Source organism: Candidatus Accumulibacter contiguus (assembly GCF_012940005.1).
GTDB lineage: Bacteria > Pseudomonadota > Gammaproteobacteria > Burkholderiales > Rhodocyclaceae > Accumulibacter > Accumulibacter contiguus.
In genome coordinates, this window is record NZ_SPMX01000018.1 from 1 (window position 1) to 13,611 (window position 13,611).

The 13,611-nt window shown below is 60.9% G+C and carries 15 protein-coding genes; all 15 read left to right on the plus strand.

Annotated elements, in window-relative coordinates; genetic code table 11:
• Positions 1-252 (plus strand): DUF6399 domain-containing protein (locus E4Q08_RS24535; protein ID WP_256435963.1); only part of this gene is annotated, 252 nt, incomplete at its 5' end.
• A 213-nt stretch (positions 253-465) separates the two neighbouring features.
• Positions 466-1,284, plus strand: coding sequence for an ABC transporter ATP-binding protein (locus E4Q08_RS07970; RefSeq protein WP_169069981.1), 819 nt, complete (start codon positions 466-468; stop codon positions 1,282-1,284).
• Positions 1,271-2,083 carry a lipid asymmetry maintenance ABC transporter permease subunit MlaE gene (gene mlaE / locus E4Q08_RS07975; protein ID WP_169069982.1) on the plus strand — a complete coding sequence of 271 codons (813 nt, stop codon included), beginning with the start codon at positions 1,271-1,273 and terminating at the stop codon, positions 2,081-2,083. The genes E4Q08_RS07970 and mlaE overlap by 14 nt, the downstream gene beginning before the upstream one ends.
• Positions 2,083-2,553: an outer membrane lipid asymmetry maintenance protein MlaD gene (gene mlaD / locus E4Q08_RS07980; RefSeq protein ID WP_169069983.1), complete on the plus strand. Its 471-nt coding sequence runs from the start codon at positions 2,083-2,085 to the stop codon at positions 2,551-2,553. Before mlaE ends, mlaD begins: the two co-directional genes overlap by 1 nt.
• 15 nt (positions 2,554-2,568) lie before the next feature.
• Positions 2,569-3,294: an MlaA family lipoprotein gene (locus E4Q08_RS07985; protein WP_169069984.1), complete on the plus strand. Its 726-nt coding sequence runs from the start codon at positions 2,569-2,571 to the stop codon at positions 3,292-3,294.
• A gap of 45 nt (positions 3,295-3,339) precedes the next feature.
• Positions 3,340-3,960 (plus strand): MlaC/ttg2D family ABC transporter substrate-binding protein, encoded by a 621-nt coding sequence (locus E4Q08_RS07990; protein ID WP_372703566.1) that lies wholly within the window; start codon positions 3,340-3,342, stop codon positions 3,958-3,960.
• On the plus strand, positions 3,957-4,244 hold the full coding sequence (locus tag E4Q08_RS07995; RefSeq protein WP_248594774.1) for an STAS domain-containing protein: 288 nt from the start codon (positions 3,957-3,959) through the stop codon (positions 4,242-4,244). The genes E4Q08_RS07990 and E4Q08_RS07995 overlap by 4 nt, the downstream gene beginning before the upstream one ends.
• Positions 4,245-4,281: 37 nt before the next feature.
• A complete protein-coding gene (locus tag E4Q08_RS08000) occupies positions 4,282-5,205 on the plus strand; it encodes an ABC transporter ATP-binding protein (RefSeq protein ID WP_169069986.1) in 924 nt (307 codons plus the stop codon).
• Positions 5,205-5,957 carry an ABC transporter permease gene (locus E4Q08_RS08005; RefSeq protein ID WP_169070092.1) on the plus strand — a complete coding sequence of 251 codons (753 nt, stop codon included), beginning with the start codon at positions 5,205-5,207 and terminating at the stop codon, positions 5,955-5,957. Before E4Q08_RS08000 ends, E4Q08_RS08005 begins: the two co-directional genes overlap by 1 nt.
• Positions 5,958-5,960: 3 nt before the next feature.
• Entirely contained in the window at positions 5,961-6,206 is a 246-nt protein-coding gene (locus E4Q08_RS08010; protein ID WP_169069987.1) for a BolA family protein, read from the plus strand.
• Positions 6,199-7,458, plus strand: coding sequence for a UDP-N-acetylglucosamine 1-carboxyvinyltransferase (gene murA / locus E4Q08_RS08015; protein ID WP_169069988.1), 1,260 nt, complete (start codon positions 6,199-6,201; stop codon positions 7,456-7,458). Before E4Q08_RS08010 ends, murA begins: the two co-directional genes overlap by 8 nt.
• A gap of 153 nt (positions 7,459-7,611) precedes the next feature.
• Positions 7,612-9,069 (plus strand): sigma-54-dependent transcriptional regulator, encoded by a 1,458-nt coding sequence (locus E4Q08_RS08020; RefSeq protein WP_169069989.1) that lies wholly within the window; start codon positions 7,612-7,614, stop codon positions 9,067-9,069.
• Positions 9,069-10,478 (plus strand): AAA family ATPase, encoded by a 1,410-nt coding sequence (locus E4Q08_RS08025; RefSeq protein ID WP_211203354.1) that lies wholly within the window; start codon positions 9,069-9,071, stop codon positions 10,476-10,478. The genes E4Q08_RS08020 and E4Q08_RS08025 overlap by 1 nt, the downstream gene beginning before the upstream one ends.
• Before the next feature lie 84 nt (positions 10,479-10,562).
• The gene (locus tag E4Q08_RS08030; RefSeq protein WP_211203355.1) at positions 10,563-12,392 is read left to right on the plus strand and encodes a type II secretion system protein GspD; all 1,830 of its coding nucleotides are present in this window, start codon (positions 10,563-10,565) and stop codon (positions 12,390-12,392) included.
• Entirely contained in the window at positions 12,389-13,609 is a 1,221-nt protein-coding gene (locus E4Q08_RS08035; protein ID WP_169069992.1) for a tetratricopeptide repeat protein, read from the plus strand. The genes E4Q08_RS08030 and E4Q08_RS08035 overlap by 4 nt, the downstream gene beginning before the upstream one ends.
• Positions 13,610-13,611 lie beyond the last annotated feature (2 nt).

A 13,611-nucleotide genomic window follows, 5' to 3' on the forward strand; every position in this document is an offset into this window, starting at 1 on the left:
AATGGTTGCCTTTCCCAGATGTACCATAACGGGCGTGGGTGGACGGAAAGGCGTCTGAAGGCTTTGACGGTCATCCACCACTATGGGTTGAGACGCCATGACGGAACTACGGCGGCCGCACGCTTGTTTGGTACATCGTTCCCTGATCTTTTCGACTGGCTGGTCAGCCAGATGGGGGAACTTCCCATGCCTCGGAAAGCCCGCCAACGGGTCGTGCGTAACCCATTGAAATTGCAATCTGTCCCGGCTTAAGTGGGTAGCCCGAAGATGGGTTTGCGCCGCCGACGCGTTCACGCCGACCGGCATCAGGATTACCGCGAATCCTTGATCAGTCTCGCTTTCTCGGCGACGGCGAGCGAAGACATCATGCTATCCGTGTAAGCGATTGCCCTGGGCGGCAAGTATTTCACGGTGAATCGCCGCAGTGCTCAGGTATAATTCGTGCTTTGCTCAGAGTGATATGCTGTGACTGCAGATAATCTCGTCGAGATCGGTGATCTCGACTTTGCCTATGAGGATCGATCGATCCTCAAGGGCATCAGTCTACAGATCCCGCGCGGCAAGGTCGTGGCCATCATGGGTGGTTCCGGGTGTGGCAAGACCACTTTATTGCGGCTGATCGGCGGACAGCTCAGGCCGAGCCGCGGGGCAGTATTGGTCGACGGCCAGTCGGTTCCCGAACTGAAGGATGATGATCTCTACGAGCTGCGCCGGCGCATGGGCATGCTCTTCCAGTTCGGTGCGCTGTTCACCGACATCTCGGTATTCGACAACGTCGCCTACCAGATGCGCGAGCACACCGACCTGCCGGAAGAACTGATTCGCGACATGGTGTTGCTCAAACTCAACGCCGTTGGCCTGCGCGGCGCGCATCATCTGATGCCGGCCGAGCTTTCCGGTGGCATGGCCAGACGGGTAGCGCTGGCACGGGCGATCGCTCTCGATCCGATGCTGATCATGTATGACGAGCCGTTCGCCGGTCTCGATCCGATTTCACTGGGCGTCATCGGTCAGTTGATCCGCCAGCTCAATGACGCACTGGGCGCGACGACGATCATGGTCACCCATGACATTCAGGAGTCCTTGCTGATCGTCGATTTCATCTATTTCATGTCTGAAGGAAAAATCGTCGCGCTCGGGACACCGGACGAAATCCGGGCCTCCCGGCATCCCTTCGTCCATCAGTTCGTTTTCGCGGAGGCAGACGGACCGGTACCCTTCCACTATCCGGCAGATCCTCTTGCTCGGGAACTGTTGGGGAGAGGCGCAAATGGACGCTCCTAGCCAGCGCCGGGGCTCCATCCTGCCGGCCATTGCCGGTCTGGGGCACCGCGTCAACGACGCCCTGCAGCGCCTGGGCTTTGCGACCCGTTTTTTTTTCGTGCTGCTGCGTCACTCCGGACAGTCCTTCCGTCGTCTGCACCTGACGATCCGCGAGATTTATTTTTCCGGTTTCCAGTCGCTGCTGATCATCATGGTCTCCGGACTGTTCATCGGCATGGTGCTGGGCATGCAGGGTTACGAAACCCTGCAGCGTTACGGCTCGGCCGATGCACTGGGAATTCTGGTGGCTCTGTCGCTGGTCCGAGAACTGGGCCCGGTGGTGGCTGCCCTGCTCTTCGCCTCGCGCGCCGGCTCATCGATTACGGCCGAAATCGGGTTGATGAAGGCGACCGAGCAACTCACCGCAATGGACATGATGGCGGTCAATCCGATTGCCCGTGTGGTGGCGCCCCGTTTCTGGGGAGGCGTCATCTCCATGCCCTTGCTGGCGGCGCTTTTCTCTGCCACCGGGGTCTTCGGCGGCTATCTGATCGGAGTCATTTTCATCGGCGTCGATGAAGGGGCATTCTGGTCGCAGATGCAGGCTTCGGTTGATTTTCGTCACGACATCTGGAGCGGTATCGTCAAGAGTTTTGTTTTCGGGATTGCCGTTTCCCTGATTGCCGTTTTTGAGGGGTACGACGCGCAACCAACCGCTGAAGGCGTGTCAAGCTCGATCAAGGGTACAGTCGTCAAGTCGGCCTTGGCGATTCTGGCGCTCGACTTCGTATTGACCTCGTTCATGCTCCGGGAGGCTTGATGAGTCGCAAGTTACTCGACCTGTGGGTCGGTTTTTTCGTTGCCCTGGGCTTGGCTGCAGTGCTTTTTCTGGCACTGAAAGTCGGCAATCTCTCCGCAGCAAACTTTTCCGATACGTACTCACTGACGGCCAAGTTTGTTAACATTGGCGGATTGAAGGTGCGTGCCCCGGTCAAAAGCGCCGGTGTCGTCGTTGGCCGGGTGGCCGAGGTCCGTTTCGACCCGGAAACGTACGAGGCCGTGGTAAGCTTCACCATCGACGCACGCTATCGTTTTCCGAAGGATACCTTTGCCTTGATCCTGACCGCCGGCTTGCTCGGCGAGCAGTACATTGGACTGGATCCGGGCGGTGACGAAAAGATGCTCCAGAACGGCGACACGATCGCCAAGACACAGTCGGCAGTGGTCCTGGAAAAACTGATCAGCCAGTTCATGTTCAACAAGGCTTCCGAAGGGCAGAGCGATAAATAACGCAAAGGAGAATCAGTGAAGCCATCCCTTTCAAACTCGGTATCTTGCCTGGCCTGTGCAGTAGCGATCCTTGCTGGCAGCGGCTGCGCGACCACTGCGAACAACCCCAAGGATCCATTCGAGGGCTTCAACCGGGCGATGTTCGCCGTCAATGAAGGCCTGGATGTCATCGTCAAGCCCGTCGCACAGGGCTACGACGCGGCGGCTCCGCTGCCCGTGAAGGTCGTCATCGGCAACTTCTTCGGCAACATCTGGGACGCCTGGACGGCGGTGAACAATCTGCTGCAGGGCAAGGCTGGGCAGGCAGTTTCAGACGTCGGCAGGGTCCTGATCAATTCCACCGCCGGTATCGGCGGCGCTTTCGACGTCGCTTCCGAAGTGGGCCTGACCAAGCATTCCGAAGACTTTGGCCAGACACTTGGCAAGTGGGGAATCGGTGACGGCCCCTACTTCTACTGGCCAATCATCGGACCGCGCACGACGCGCGACAGCTTCGGCTGGCTGGCCGACACCTATTTCGACCCGGTATGGCGCATCGACAACATCGCCTGGCGCAACAGCCTCGTGGCGACGCGATATATCGACCGGCGCGCAAGCCTGCTGCCTTCCGACAAGGTGGTCGAGGAAGCCGCTTTCGACAAATACGACTACATCAGGGACGCCTACCTGCAACATCGCCGCAGCGAGATTTTCGATGGCGCGTTGCCGCACGAGCTGTCTGACGATGACTCGCTCCGCTAGACCGCTCAGGCGCAGCGTCAAGCATCACTCACCATTTGCCAGGAAATGCCCATGAAGTCCCTACTGTCGCTGCTGTTTGGTCTGTTGCTCGTGCTGGGTTCCGCCAGTGCGCAGGAACTGGCACCGGACGCCATGGTCCGGCAGGTCACCGAGGATGTATTGACCGTCGTTCGCCAGGACAAGGACATCCAGAGCGGCAATACCCGGAAGGCCATCGATCTGGTCGAAAGCAAGGTTCTACCGTATTTCAATTTCCAGAGAATGACCGCGCTGGCGGTCGGAGTAGACTGGAAGAAAGCGACTCCGGAACAGAAGAAGCGCTTGTCCGAGGAATTCAAGACCCTGCTCGTGCGTACCTACTCGAACGCGCTGACTTCCTACAAGAATCAGACAGTGGTCTATAAGCCGAGCAAGGTGGCGGCCGGCGACGCCGAAGCGGTGGTCAAGACCGAAATCGTGCAGCCGGGAAACCGGCCGGTTCAGCTCGATTACTCGCTGGAGAAGCTGGGCGACAGCTGGAAGGTATACGACGTCATCGTCGCCGGGGTCAGCCTGGTGACCAATTATCGCGACACCTTCAAGCAGGAGGTCAGTAACAACGGCATCGACGGGCTGATCACGATGCTGAGCAATCGGAACAAGCAACTCGAATCCGGCAGGAAATGATCGAACAGGCAGAGGGCGGCCTGCGCGTCATCGCGCCGATGGTCATCGCCAACGCCCGCACCCAGCTTGAGGCCGGGCGCCTTGTCTTGCGGGCACGCATGTTGCCAACGGAGGTCGATCTTTCAGCGGTCGCCGAAGTGGATTCCTCGGCCCTGAGCGTACTTCTGGCCTGGCTGCGCACGGCCGATGCGCACGGCTTTGCCCTGCGCATTACCCATCCGCCGGCAAATCTGATCAGCCTGGCGACGCTTTACGGCGTCGCCGAACTGCTCCCGCTCGCCTGAGCAGGTCCGCAAATTCTCCGTCGAAAAACGTAATTCCATGCGCGTCGCAGTTGCAATTGAGCGCGTTGAAAAGCGCTTTGGCTCCCTGCTGGCACTGGCCGGCGTGTCGCTGCAGATCGCCGAAGGGGAGTTCTTTGGTCTGCTGGGACCCAACGGTGCCGGCAAGACCACCTTGATCTCCTGCCTGGCTGGTCTCTCCCGTCCAGATGCCGGCAAGCTGATGGTGATGGGGCATGATGTGCTCAGCGATTACCGCAGCGCACGCCGCCTGCTTGGCGTGGTGCCTCAGGAACTCGTTTTCGACCCGTTCTTTTCGGTACGCGAAACCCTGCGCATTCAGTCCGGCTATTTTGGAATTCGCCACAATGAAGACTGGATCGACGAGATTCTCGCCAACCTGGATCTGACCGCCAAGGCAGATACCAACATGCGCCGCCTGTCCGGCGGCATGAAGCGTCGGGTTCTCGTCGCCCAGGCACTGGTGCATAAACCGCCGGTGATCGTTCTCGACGAACCGACCGCCGGGGTCGACGTCGAACTGCGGCAGGGCTTGTGGCAATTCGTCCGGCGCCTGAATCGCGACGGGCACACGGTGATCCTGACCACGCATTATCTCGAGGAAGCGGAAGCCTTGTGCGGACGGATTGCGATGCTCAAACAGGGGCGTGTGGTGGCTCTGGATACGACCAGCAACCTGCTGGCACGCTTCGCCGGCCACACTTTGACCCTGCGCCTGGCGCCTGCCGCGAGCTTGCCAGCGATGCTCTCTGCGCGCGCAACACAAAGCGAGAGCACCTGGACCTTTCCTCTTGGCAATCTCGGCGAGATCGAACCGTTGCTCACCGCCGTGCGCGAGGCCGGTTGCGTGATTGACGATCTGCGCCTGACGCAGACCGACCTGGAGGATGTGTTCCTGGGCGTGATGCAGAGCAGTGACCGCCGGAAGGAATCCGCACCGTGATATCCGGTTTCCAGACCCTGCTCTACAAGGAAGTGCTGCGCTTCTGGAAGGTGAACTTTCAGACGATAGCCGCGCCGGTGCTGACGGCAATGCTCTATCTGATGATTTTCTCGCATGTCCTCGAAGCGCACGTGCAGGTGCATGGTGTCGCCTACACCAGTTTTCTGGTTCCCGGCCTGGTGATGATGTCGGCGCTGCAGAATGCCTTTGCCAACAGTTCTTCGAGTTTGATCCAGTCGAAGGTGACTGGCAGCGTGATTTTCGTTCTCTTGCCACCGATCTCCTACGTCGAATTCTTTCTCGCCTATGTCGTCGCGGCGATGCTGCGCGGCTTGATGGTGGCCCTGGGCGTGCTGCTGGTGACGATCTGGTTTGCCGTGCCGACCTTCGTGGCACCGTTATGGATTCTGACGTTCCTCGTTCTCGGTGGCGGAACGATGGGAGCACTGGGCATGATCGCCGGCATCTGGGCTGACAAGTTCGACCAATTGGCGGGTTTTCAGAATTTCCTGATCATGCCGCTGACGATGCTCTCCGGCGTTTTCTACTCGCTGCATTCGCTGCCTGAATTCTGGCAGCAAGTATCGCGTTTCAATCCCGTCTTCTATATGATCGACGGTTTTCGCTTCGGATTTTTCGGCGTCTCCGATGTGCCGCCAGAAAACAGTCTGGCGGTCGTTGGCATGAGCTTCCTGCTGGTATCTGCGGCGACGCTGGCGCTCCTCCGCAGTGGTTACAAACTGAGGTCCTGAATCATGATGCAGCCTGAACAAATCCAGAACATCATCGCCGCAGGTCTGTCCTGCGAGCATCTGCAAGTCGTGGGCGACGGCCATCACTTCGAGGCGCTGATCGTCAGTGCCGAGTTCGTCGGCAGAAATCGCGTGCAGCGGCAGCAGCGCGTCAACGAAGTGCTGCGCGGGCATTTCGACAGCGGCGAACTGCACGCCCTGTCGATGAAAACCCAGACCCCTGAAGAGTGGAGTGCGGCGCGTGGATAAGCTGCTGATCCAGGGCGGTACGCCGCTCCGTGGAGAAATCGCCATTTCCGGTGCCAAGAATGCGGCGCTGCCGATTCTCTGCGCCAGCCTGCTCGCGCCCGAGCCGCTGCATCTGAGCAATGTGCCGCGGCTCAAGGACATCTCGACGATGCTGCGCCTGATCGAGCAAATGGGCGTCATGGTTGCTCACGAGGGCGACGATGGCGTGCTATTGAACAGCCTCGGCCTCAACAACCCGCTTGCCCCGTACGACCTGGTCAAGACCATGCGCGCCTCGATCCTGGTGCTCGGCCCCTTGCTGGCGCGTCATGGTGAAGCGAGGGTATCGCTGCCGGGCGGCTGTGCGATTGGTGCCCGGCCGGTGGAACAGCACATCAAGGGCTTGCAGGCGATGGGTGCCAGAATCCATGTCGAGCACGGTTACATCCATGCCACGGCAGGTGCCGGAGGCCTCAGGGGGGCGCACATCGTGACCGACATGGTCACCGTCACCGGTACCGAAAACCTGATGATGGCGGCGGTCCTCGCCGAGGGCGAAACGATCATCGAGAATGCGGCGCGTGAGCCAGAGGTGGTCGATCTGGCCAACTGCCTGATTACCATGGGCGCGCAGATTTCCGGTGCCGGGACCGACAAGATTCGCATCCGCGGCGTCACACGCCTGCACGGGGCCGCGCATCCGATCATGGCCGATCGCATCGAGACCGGTACCTATCTTTGTGCCGCAGCAGCGACCGGTGGCAGCATTCGTCTGACCGGGACTTCGGCAGCCTGCCTTGACGCCGTGGTCGACAAGTTGCTCGACGCCGGCTGCGAGATCGTTACCGAGCGCGCAGCGATCACCCTCAAGGCACCGCAGCGGCTCAAGGCAGTCAGCATTCGCACCTCGCCCTATCCGGCCTTTCCGACCGACATGCAGGCGCAATTCATGGCCATCAACTGCGTTGCCGAAGGGTCCGCAGTGATCCGCGAAACGATTTTCGAAAATCGCTTCATGCACGCCGTCGAACTGATCCGCCTCGGTGCGGACATCAAGATCGATGCCAGCAACGCGATGGTCACCGGCGTCGAGCGTCTTCAAGGCGCGACGGTGATGGCCACCGACCTGCGCGCATCTGCCAGCCTGGTCATCGCCGGGCTGGTGGCGCAGGGTGAGACGCTGATCGAGCGGATCTACCATCTCGACCGGGGTTACGAACGGATCGAGGAAAAACTCGGTCAGATCGGAGCGCAGGTCAGGCGGATTCGCTGAGACGACGACGCCTGACCGTCACCATGGCCGCTCCGTGCACACCTCCTGTCGGTGCTGGCGACCATTGGTTCGAGCGTTACCAGCGCCTGGTGGGCGCCCAGAATTGTGAAATAATGTCCGACAGCCCCCTTCGGTCACGATCACAAGCATTGCATGCCCACCCTCCCAGGAAATTCTCTGCCCGAAAAGCCACTACTGCTCATCGTTGATGACGATGCGCTGATCTGTGACACCTTGAGTATTTCGCTGAGCCCGCTTTTCGAAGTGCTCACCAGCCATTCGCGTCCGCATTGTCTGCAACTGCTTCGACAATTGCGCAGAGCGCCCGAACTGGCGCTGGTCGACCTCGGCCTGGCACCCGTACCGCACCGTCCCGATGAGGGTTTTGCGCTGATTGCCGACCTGCTCAAGCTTGCACCCAGGATACGTATCGTGGTCCTCTCCGGACAAAGCGACGAGGGTAATGCACGCCATGCACGAACGCTCGGCGCTGCCGATTTTGTCGCCAAACCGTGCAGCCCCGGCGACCTGCAGCAAGTCCTCACGGGCGCGCTGGAGTTTCGTGCGGTGGACAACGGGCGCCACGAGGGCTCATCGCCACTGCTCGGCAACAGCCCGGCCATACAAAAACTGCACTTGCAACTCCTGCAATATGCTGACTTACCGTTCCCGGTGCTGATCGAGGGGGAATCGGGCAGCGGCAAGGAGGTCATCGCTTCCAGTTGTCTGCATTACGATACCAGTCGTCGCTACCGGCCATTCCTGGCGATCAATTGCGCCGCGATCTCGCCCAACCTGGTTGAAGCGACCTTATTCGGCTACTCCAGAGGTGCTTTCACCGGTGCAGTAACGAAGAAAGCCGGCTATTTCGAAGACGCTGCCGACGGCACGCTTTTCCTCGACGAGATCGGTGAACTGGCACTCGATCTCCAGGCCAAGCTGCTGCGAGTATTGGAAAATGGCGAGTACCAGCGCGTCGGCGAAACCCAGAAGCGTGTCAGCCGGGCGCGCATCATTGCCGCCACCAACCGCGACCTGCGCAAGGAGGTCAAAGCGGGCAACTTCCGTGCTGATCTCTACCATCGGCTGTCGGTCTGTTCAATCGTCGCCCCGCCCTTGCGCGAGATGGGCGACGACCGGTTCGTCCTTCTCGACCACTTCCGGCAACACTATGCGGCACAAACTCAGCAGCAGCCGTTCAGCCTCTCTGCAGAAGCGGCAGAATTGTGGTGCAGCTACCCCTTCCCCGGCAATGTCCGTGAGCTACGCAACATCGTCATCCGCTTGACCACCCGGCACTCGGGTCGGCTCGTCGACGCCACAGCGCTGGCCGCAGAACTCGATCTCCCCGACGAACCGCAGGAGTTCACGGTGAATTCGCCCAGCGGTGCGGATGCACTGACCAGCGATGCGCTCATCGCTGCGGCAATGCATCGCCTGCGGCAAAAAGATCCCTTCAACCTCGATCGCCTGCTCGATGCCACGGAGCGCGGCTACATCGAGGCCGCGTTGAAGCTGGCGCACGGGAATGTCAGTCAGGCGGCACGCCTGCTCGGCATCCATCGCACGACGCTCTACAATCGCATGGAATCCTCGGCGCGGGAGCAGTGATGTACCTGGATCATTTCGGATTGCAGCAGGCGCCTTTTCGCATTACACCGCACACCGAGTTCTTTTTCGCAGGGGCCCAGCGAGGTGCCACGCTCGAGGCGCTGATCTATGCGATTACCCACGATGAGGGAATCGTCAAGGTCTGCGGTGAGGTCGGTAGTGGCAAGACGATGCTCTGCCGGATGCTGCTCGAAAAACTTCCGGGCCACGTCGAGACGGTCTATCTGGCCAACCCCTTGCTGTCGCAGGACGAAATCCTCCTGGCCATTGCCGGGGAACTGCGAATTGTGACGCCGCCGCTGCAGCAAGGGCATGCTCATTTGCTGCTGCGTTCGCTGCAGGAACGTCTGCTGGAAATCTACGCTGACGGTCGCCAGGTGGTCGCCCTGATCGACGAGGCGCATGCCATGCCACCGGCAGCACTCGAAGAAATTCGTCTGCTTTCCAACCTGGAATCGAGCCGGCACAAGCTGCTGCAGATCGTGCTCTTCGGTCAACCCGAGCTGGATCAACGCCTGGGTGAAACCGCCATGCGCCAGCTCAACGACCGCATCACCCATCATTTCAGGCTCGAACCGCTGCACCGCAACGACGTCGCCGTCTATCTGATGTTCCGTCTGCGCGCTGCCGGCTACCACGGCCCGGATCTGTTTACCCAGGGCGCCATTCGATTGATCAGCCGGGCCTCCGAGGGGCTGACCCGGCGCATCAACATTCTTGCCGACAAAGCCCTGCTTGCTGCATTTTCCGAAGGGCTGCATCAGGTCAATGGCAGGCAGGTCCGGGCGGCAATTCGCGACGCCCGGTTCCAGCGCATCGCTGGCCCGGCGCGCGCACGCTGGCTGTGGGCTGGCGCCGCCACCGCCCTCTGCACGACAGGCGGTCTGGCCTATCTCGCCGGCAGCCACCATGCCAGCAGCCTACCGGCAGCAGCGGCGATCGACGCAGCAGCATGGGCTATGACCAGGCCGCTGGACAGCACGACCTCGCCCGTTTCTTCCGTGGCAGCGCCTGAGCCGGTTTCCCCAATGACGGCAACACTCGGTGCTACCAAACCAGGCACGCTCGCCGAGCGAATTGCCGCGACCGAGGACTGGCTGACGCAGACCCCGGACAGTCATTATTTCATTCAACTGTTGATGACTGACGCCGGCAGCCAGCAGGAGGTGAGCGATTTCATCATCAAGCACATGAGGACGCTCGATTTACGGCAAGTTCGGGTTTATCGTTCACGGTTCGGCGGCAGAGAAAGACTCAGCGTCATCTACGGCGACTACCCTTCCCGCGAACAGGCGAACGCGGCGCTGGCGATGCTTGGAGAGATCAGCCCGTCGAGCAAGCCCTATGTGCGAGCGGTCGCCAAAGTTCGCTCGCAGCGGCTCTCGCGAGCCCCGATGGACAATCCTTAATACACTAAAAATCATGTACTTGTATCGACGTGTCGGCATGGTATCATAAACCACCCTTTGACTGGATCAAGCTTGAGCGTGTCCATGAACAAACTGCGCATACTGCGCATTCCTGGTTTCATCTCTCTTGCACTGCTGCTCTGCGCCTGCACACCGACCACGCTGAGCAAGGGGCCATCGGCCGGACATCTGCAGGCCGACAGTGTGTCCAGGAGCCAGGGGGCAATTCCCCAGCCCGTTCAGCAAAGCGTCTCACTACCCAGGCCGAAAGTCACCGGCAAGACGGAAACCTACAGCGTCGTCGTCAACAACGTGCAGGTTCACGACCTGCTGTTTGCCCTCGCCCGGGATGCCAGGCTGAACGTAGACATCCATCCTGGGCTCACCGGGCTGGTGACCCTCAACGCCATTGACCAGACGCTGCCACAATTGCTCACCCGCATTGCCAAGCAGGTCGACATGCGCTTCGAGATGGATGGCCCGAACCTGGTGGTGATGCCTGACTCGCCATACCTCAAGAATTACAGGGTCGATTACGTCAATATCGCCCGCGATGTCACGGGAACGGTATCGACCAGTACGCAGATTTCGACCAGCTCGCTGACGACCGGTGGCGGGGGTGCCGCCGGCACCGGCAACACTTCGCGCATCCAGATCGACAACAAGTCGAAAAACCGCTTTTGGGAAACTCTCGAGAAAAACCTGAAAGAACTGCTGCACGAAACCGACAAGATTTTCCCGGAAGGCTCGACCGAAACGGTGACCGAGCAAAGCTCATCACAGAGCACGACCGGCACCGGTGCGCCTGCTGCAAAAATCGCCGCTGCTCGCGGCAGCCAGATCGTGCCGTCGCTGGCGGCCAGTCCGAATCCCGCGGCAGTGCAGAACGCTGGCGCAACGATCGTCAAGCACATGACCTTCCGCGAAGCGGCGTCGGTGATCGCCAATCCGGAAGGCGGGGTGATCACTGTCAGGGCCACCGCCAGGCAACATGAAAAAGTGCAGGAGTTCCTCGATCGGGTCATGAGTGGCGCAAGAAGGCAGGTGCTGATCGAAGCGACGATCATCGAAGTCACCTTGAGCGATGGCTACCAGCAAGGTATCGAGTGGAGCCGCCTGACCAGTGGAACCGACTACAGCATCAACAAACCGACGCTGACGACCAACGTGCCCAGTGCCGTGACGCCGTATGTCATCAAGTACAGACAGATCAACCCGCTGAATCTGCTGGCAACCGTGGAGCTGTTGCGTGCTTTTGGCACCGTCAAGGTACTCTCCAGTCCCAAGCTCGCGGTGCTCAACAACCAGACGGCAACGCTCAAGGTTTCTGAAGATTTCGTCTACTTCAACGTCAAGCAGGACGTCGTTCCCGGCAACACCAACACCAACGCCACCGTGACCACGACGACGACGCCACAGTCCGTTTCCATCGGCTTTTTCATGAGCCTGACCGCACAGATCAGTGACAACGGCACCGTCACCCTGAGCGTTCGGCCATCGATTTCGAGTATCGCCGAACTGAAGCAGGATCCCAATCCGGAACTCGCCAAGAACAACATCAAAAACCTGGTGCCGCAGATTCGCATGCGCGAGATCGAGTCGATGATGCGTGTCGAGAGTGGCGACATCGCGGTTCTCGGCGGCCTGATGGAAGACCGGCTCGATAACCGTGACGGTCGCCTGCCAGGCCTCGGCGACATCCCGTTTCTTGGCGAGGTGTTCAATACCCGCTCAAACTCCTCGGCCAAGTCGGAACTCGTCGTTCTCCTGCGCCCGACGGTAATCCGGGACGCTTCGGTGGAGGGCGACTTCAGCAGCTTCAGGGAGTCCCTGCCGAACCGGGAGTTCTTCAGGAACGACCAGGTCTACCGGCCTTTCTCGCCGCCTGGCCAGCCTCCGGAGCCGCTGCAGTGAGCCTGCTGATGGATGCGCTGCGTCGCGCCGAAGAAGCCAAACGGCAGGCCGCCAGCCCGACCGGCAGCGACGACCCGCTCGAACTGAGCCTAGACCCGCTGGAATCAGCACCGTCTGGTCCTCAGCCCTGGACACTGCCGCCGCTCTCCAGCCCCCCCGATGCAGACGCCACGGGCCCGGCAGCCGAAGCCACCCGGTCGCCGCCGAGCCGACCCCTGCCGGGACCGACACCGGCCGACCCCCGCAGTAACGACGCCGCGGCACGGGCAGCGGCAAGAAATGTTTTTGCCGTCAAGCAGGCACCGCGGTCGCGCACCGCCCTATGGCTTTTTCTCGGGCTCGGCGGCATCGCGACGCTGGCGATCGGCGTCTACTTCTGGTGGCAGTTACAGGCCATCTCCGCAGGCTCGCTGGCCAGACCACTGGTCGCCACCTTGCCGGCCGCCCAGCCGCCAGGTCCGCCGCGGCCGCCACCGCTGATGGCGGTGGCAGAGGCACCTCCGGCCCGGCCGCCAAGCGCTGCGGGCTTGCCGCGCCCAGAGCCAGCGCCGAGCAAGCTTGCAATGCATCCGGAGCGGCTGCGCAGGGGTGCAGCGAGTGCCCATCAAGGCGAAGCTGCGGGCGTCTTCCGTCCGGGTAGCCAGCGGGCCATCCAGAACCAGACGCTGAGCCTGGCCTACGAAGCATGGCAGGCAAATCGGCTCGGTGACGCACAAGGCGGCTACGAAGAGGTACTGCGTAGCGACGCCAGGAATTCGGACGCGCTCCTCGGCCTGGCGGCGATCGCCACCCGCCGCGGCCAGTTCGAGCGTGCGCAGGAATTGTACCTGCAGGTCCTCGAGTCCGACCCCGGCGACGTCAGCGCGCAGGCGGCACTGATCAACCTGCGCGCGCAAAACGACACGGGTTCGTCCGAAAGCCGTTTGAAGACCCTGCTCGCCAGCCAGCCGGACTCGTCGGCTCTGCATTTCACGCTGGGCAATCTGTACGCCCGGCAGGGTCGCTGGAGCGACGCGCAACAGGCGTATTTTCAGGCCTATGCGGCGGACCCCGATAACGCCGACTACATTTTCAACGTCGCGGTCAGCCTGGACCATCTGCGCCAGAGCAAGCTGGCAACACAATACTACCAGATGGCGCTGAGCGTCGCTGCAACGCGGCCTAGTGCCTTCGACCGGCAAGCCGCCGAGAAACGCATCCTTGAATTGCAACCGTGATC

What these genes read in the sequence shown, in the direction of transcription:
- mlaE (WP_169069982.1), top strand. Translation starts at nt 1,271, where the DNA reads ATGGACGCTCCTAGCCAGCGCCGGGGCTCCATCCTGCCGGCCATTGCC.
- mlaD (WP_169069983.1), top strand. Translation starts at nt 2,083, where the DNA reads ATGAGTCGCAAGTTACTCGACCTGTGGGTCGGTTTTTTCGTTGCCCTG.
- E4Q08_RS07990 (WP_372703566.1), top strand. Translation starts at nt 3,340, where the DNA reads ATGCCCATGAAGTCCCTACTGTCGCTGCTGTTTGGTCTGTTGCTCGTG.
- E4Q08_RS07995 (WP_248594774.1), top strand. Translation starts at nt 3,957, where the DNA reads ATGATCGAACAGGCAGAGGGCGGCCTGCGCGTCATCGCGCCGATGGTC.
- E4Q08_RS08000 (WP_169069986.1), top strand. Translation starts at nt 4,282, where the DNA reads ATGCGCGTCGCAGTTGCAATTGAGCGCGTTGAAAAGCGCTTTGGCTCC.
- E4Q08_RS08010 (WP_169069987.1), top strand. Translation starts at nt 5,961, where the DNA reads ATGATGCAGCCTGAACAAATCCAGAACATCATCGCCGCAGGTCTGTCC.
- E4Q08_RS08020 (WP_169069989.1), top strand. Translation starts at nt 7,612, where the DNA reads ATGCCCACCCTCCCAGGAAATTCTCTGCCCGAAAAGCCACTACTGCTC.
- E4Q08_RS08025 (WP_211203354.1), top strand. Translation starts at nt 9,069, where the DNA reads ATGTACCTGGATCATTTCGGATTGCAGCAGGCGCCTTTTCGCATTACA.
- E4Q08_RS08030 (WP_211203355.1), top strand. Translation starts at nt 10,563, where the DNA reads ATGAACAAACTGCGCATACTGCGCATTCCTGGTTTCATCTCTCTTGCA.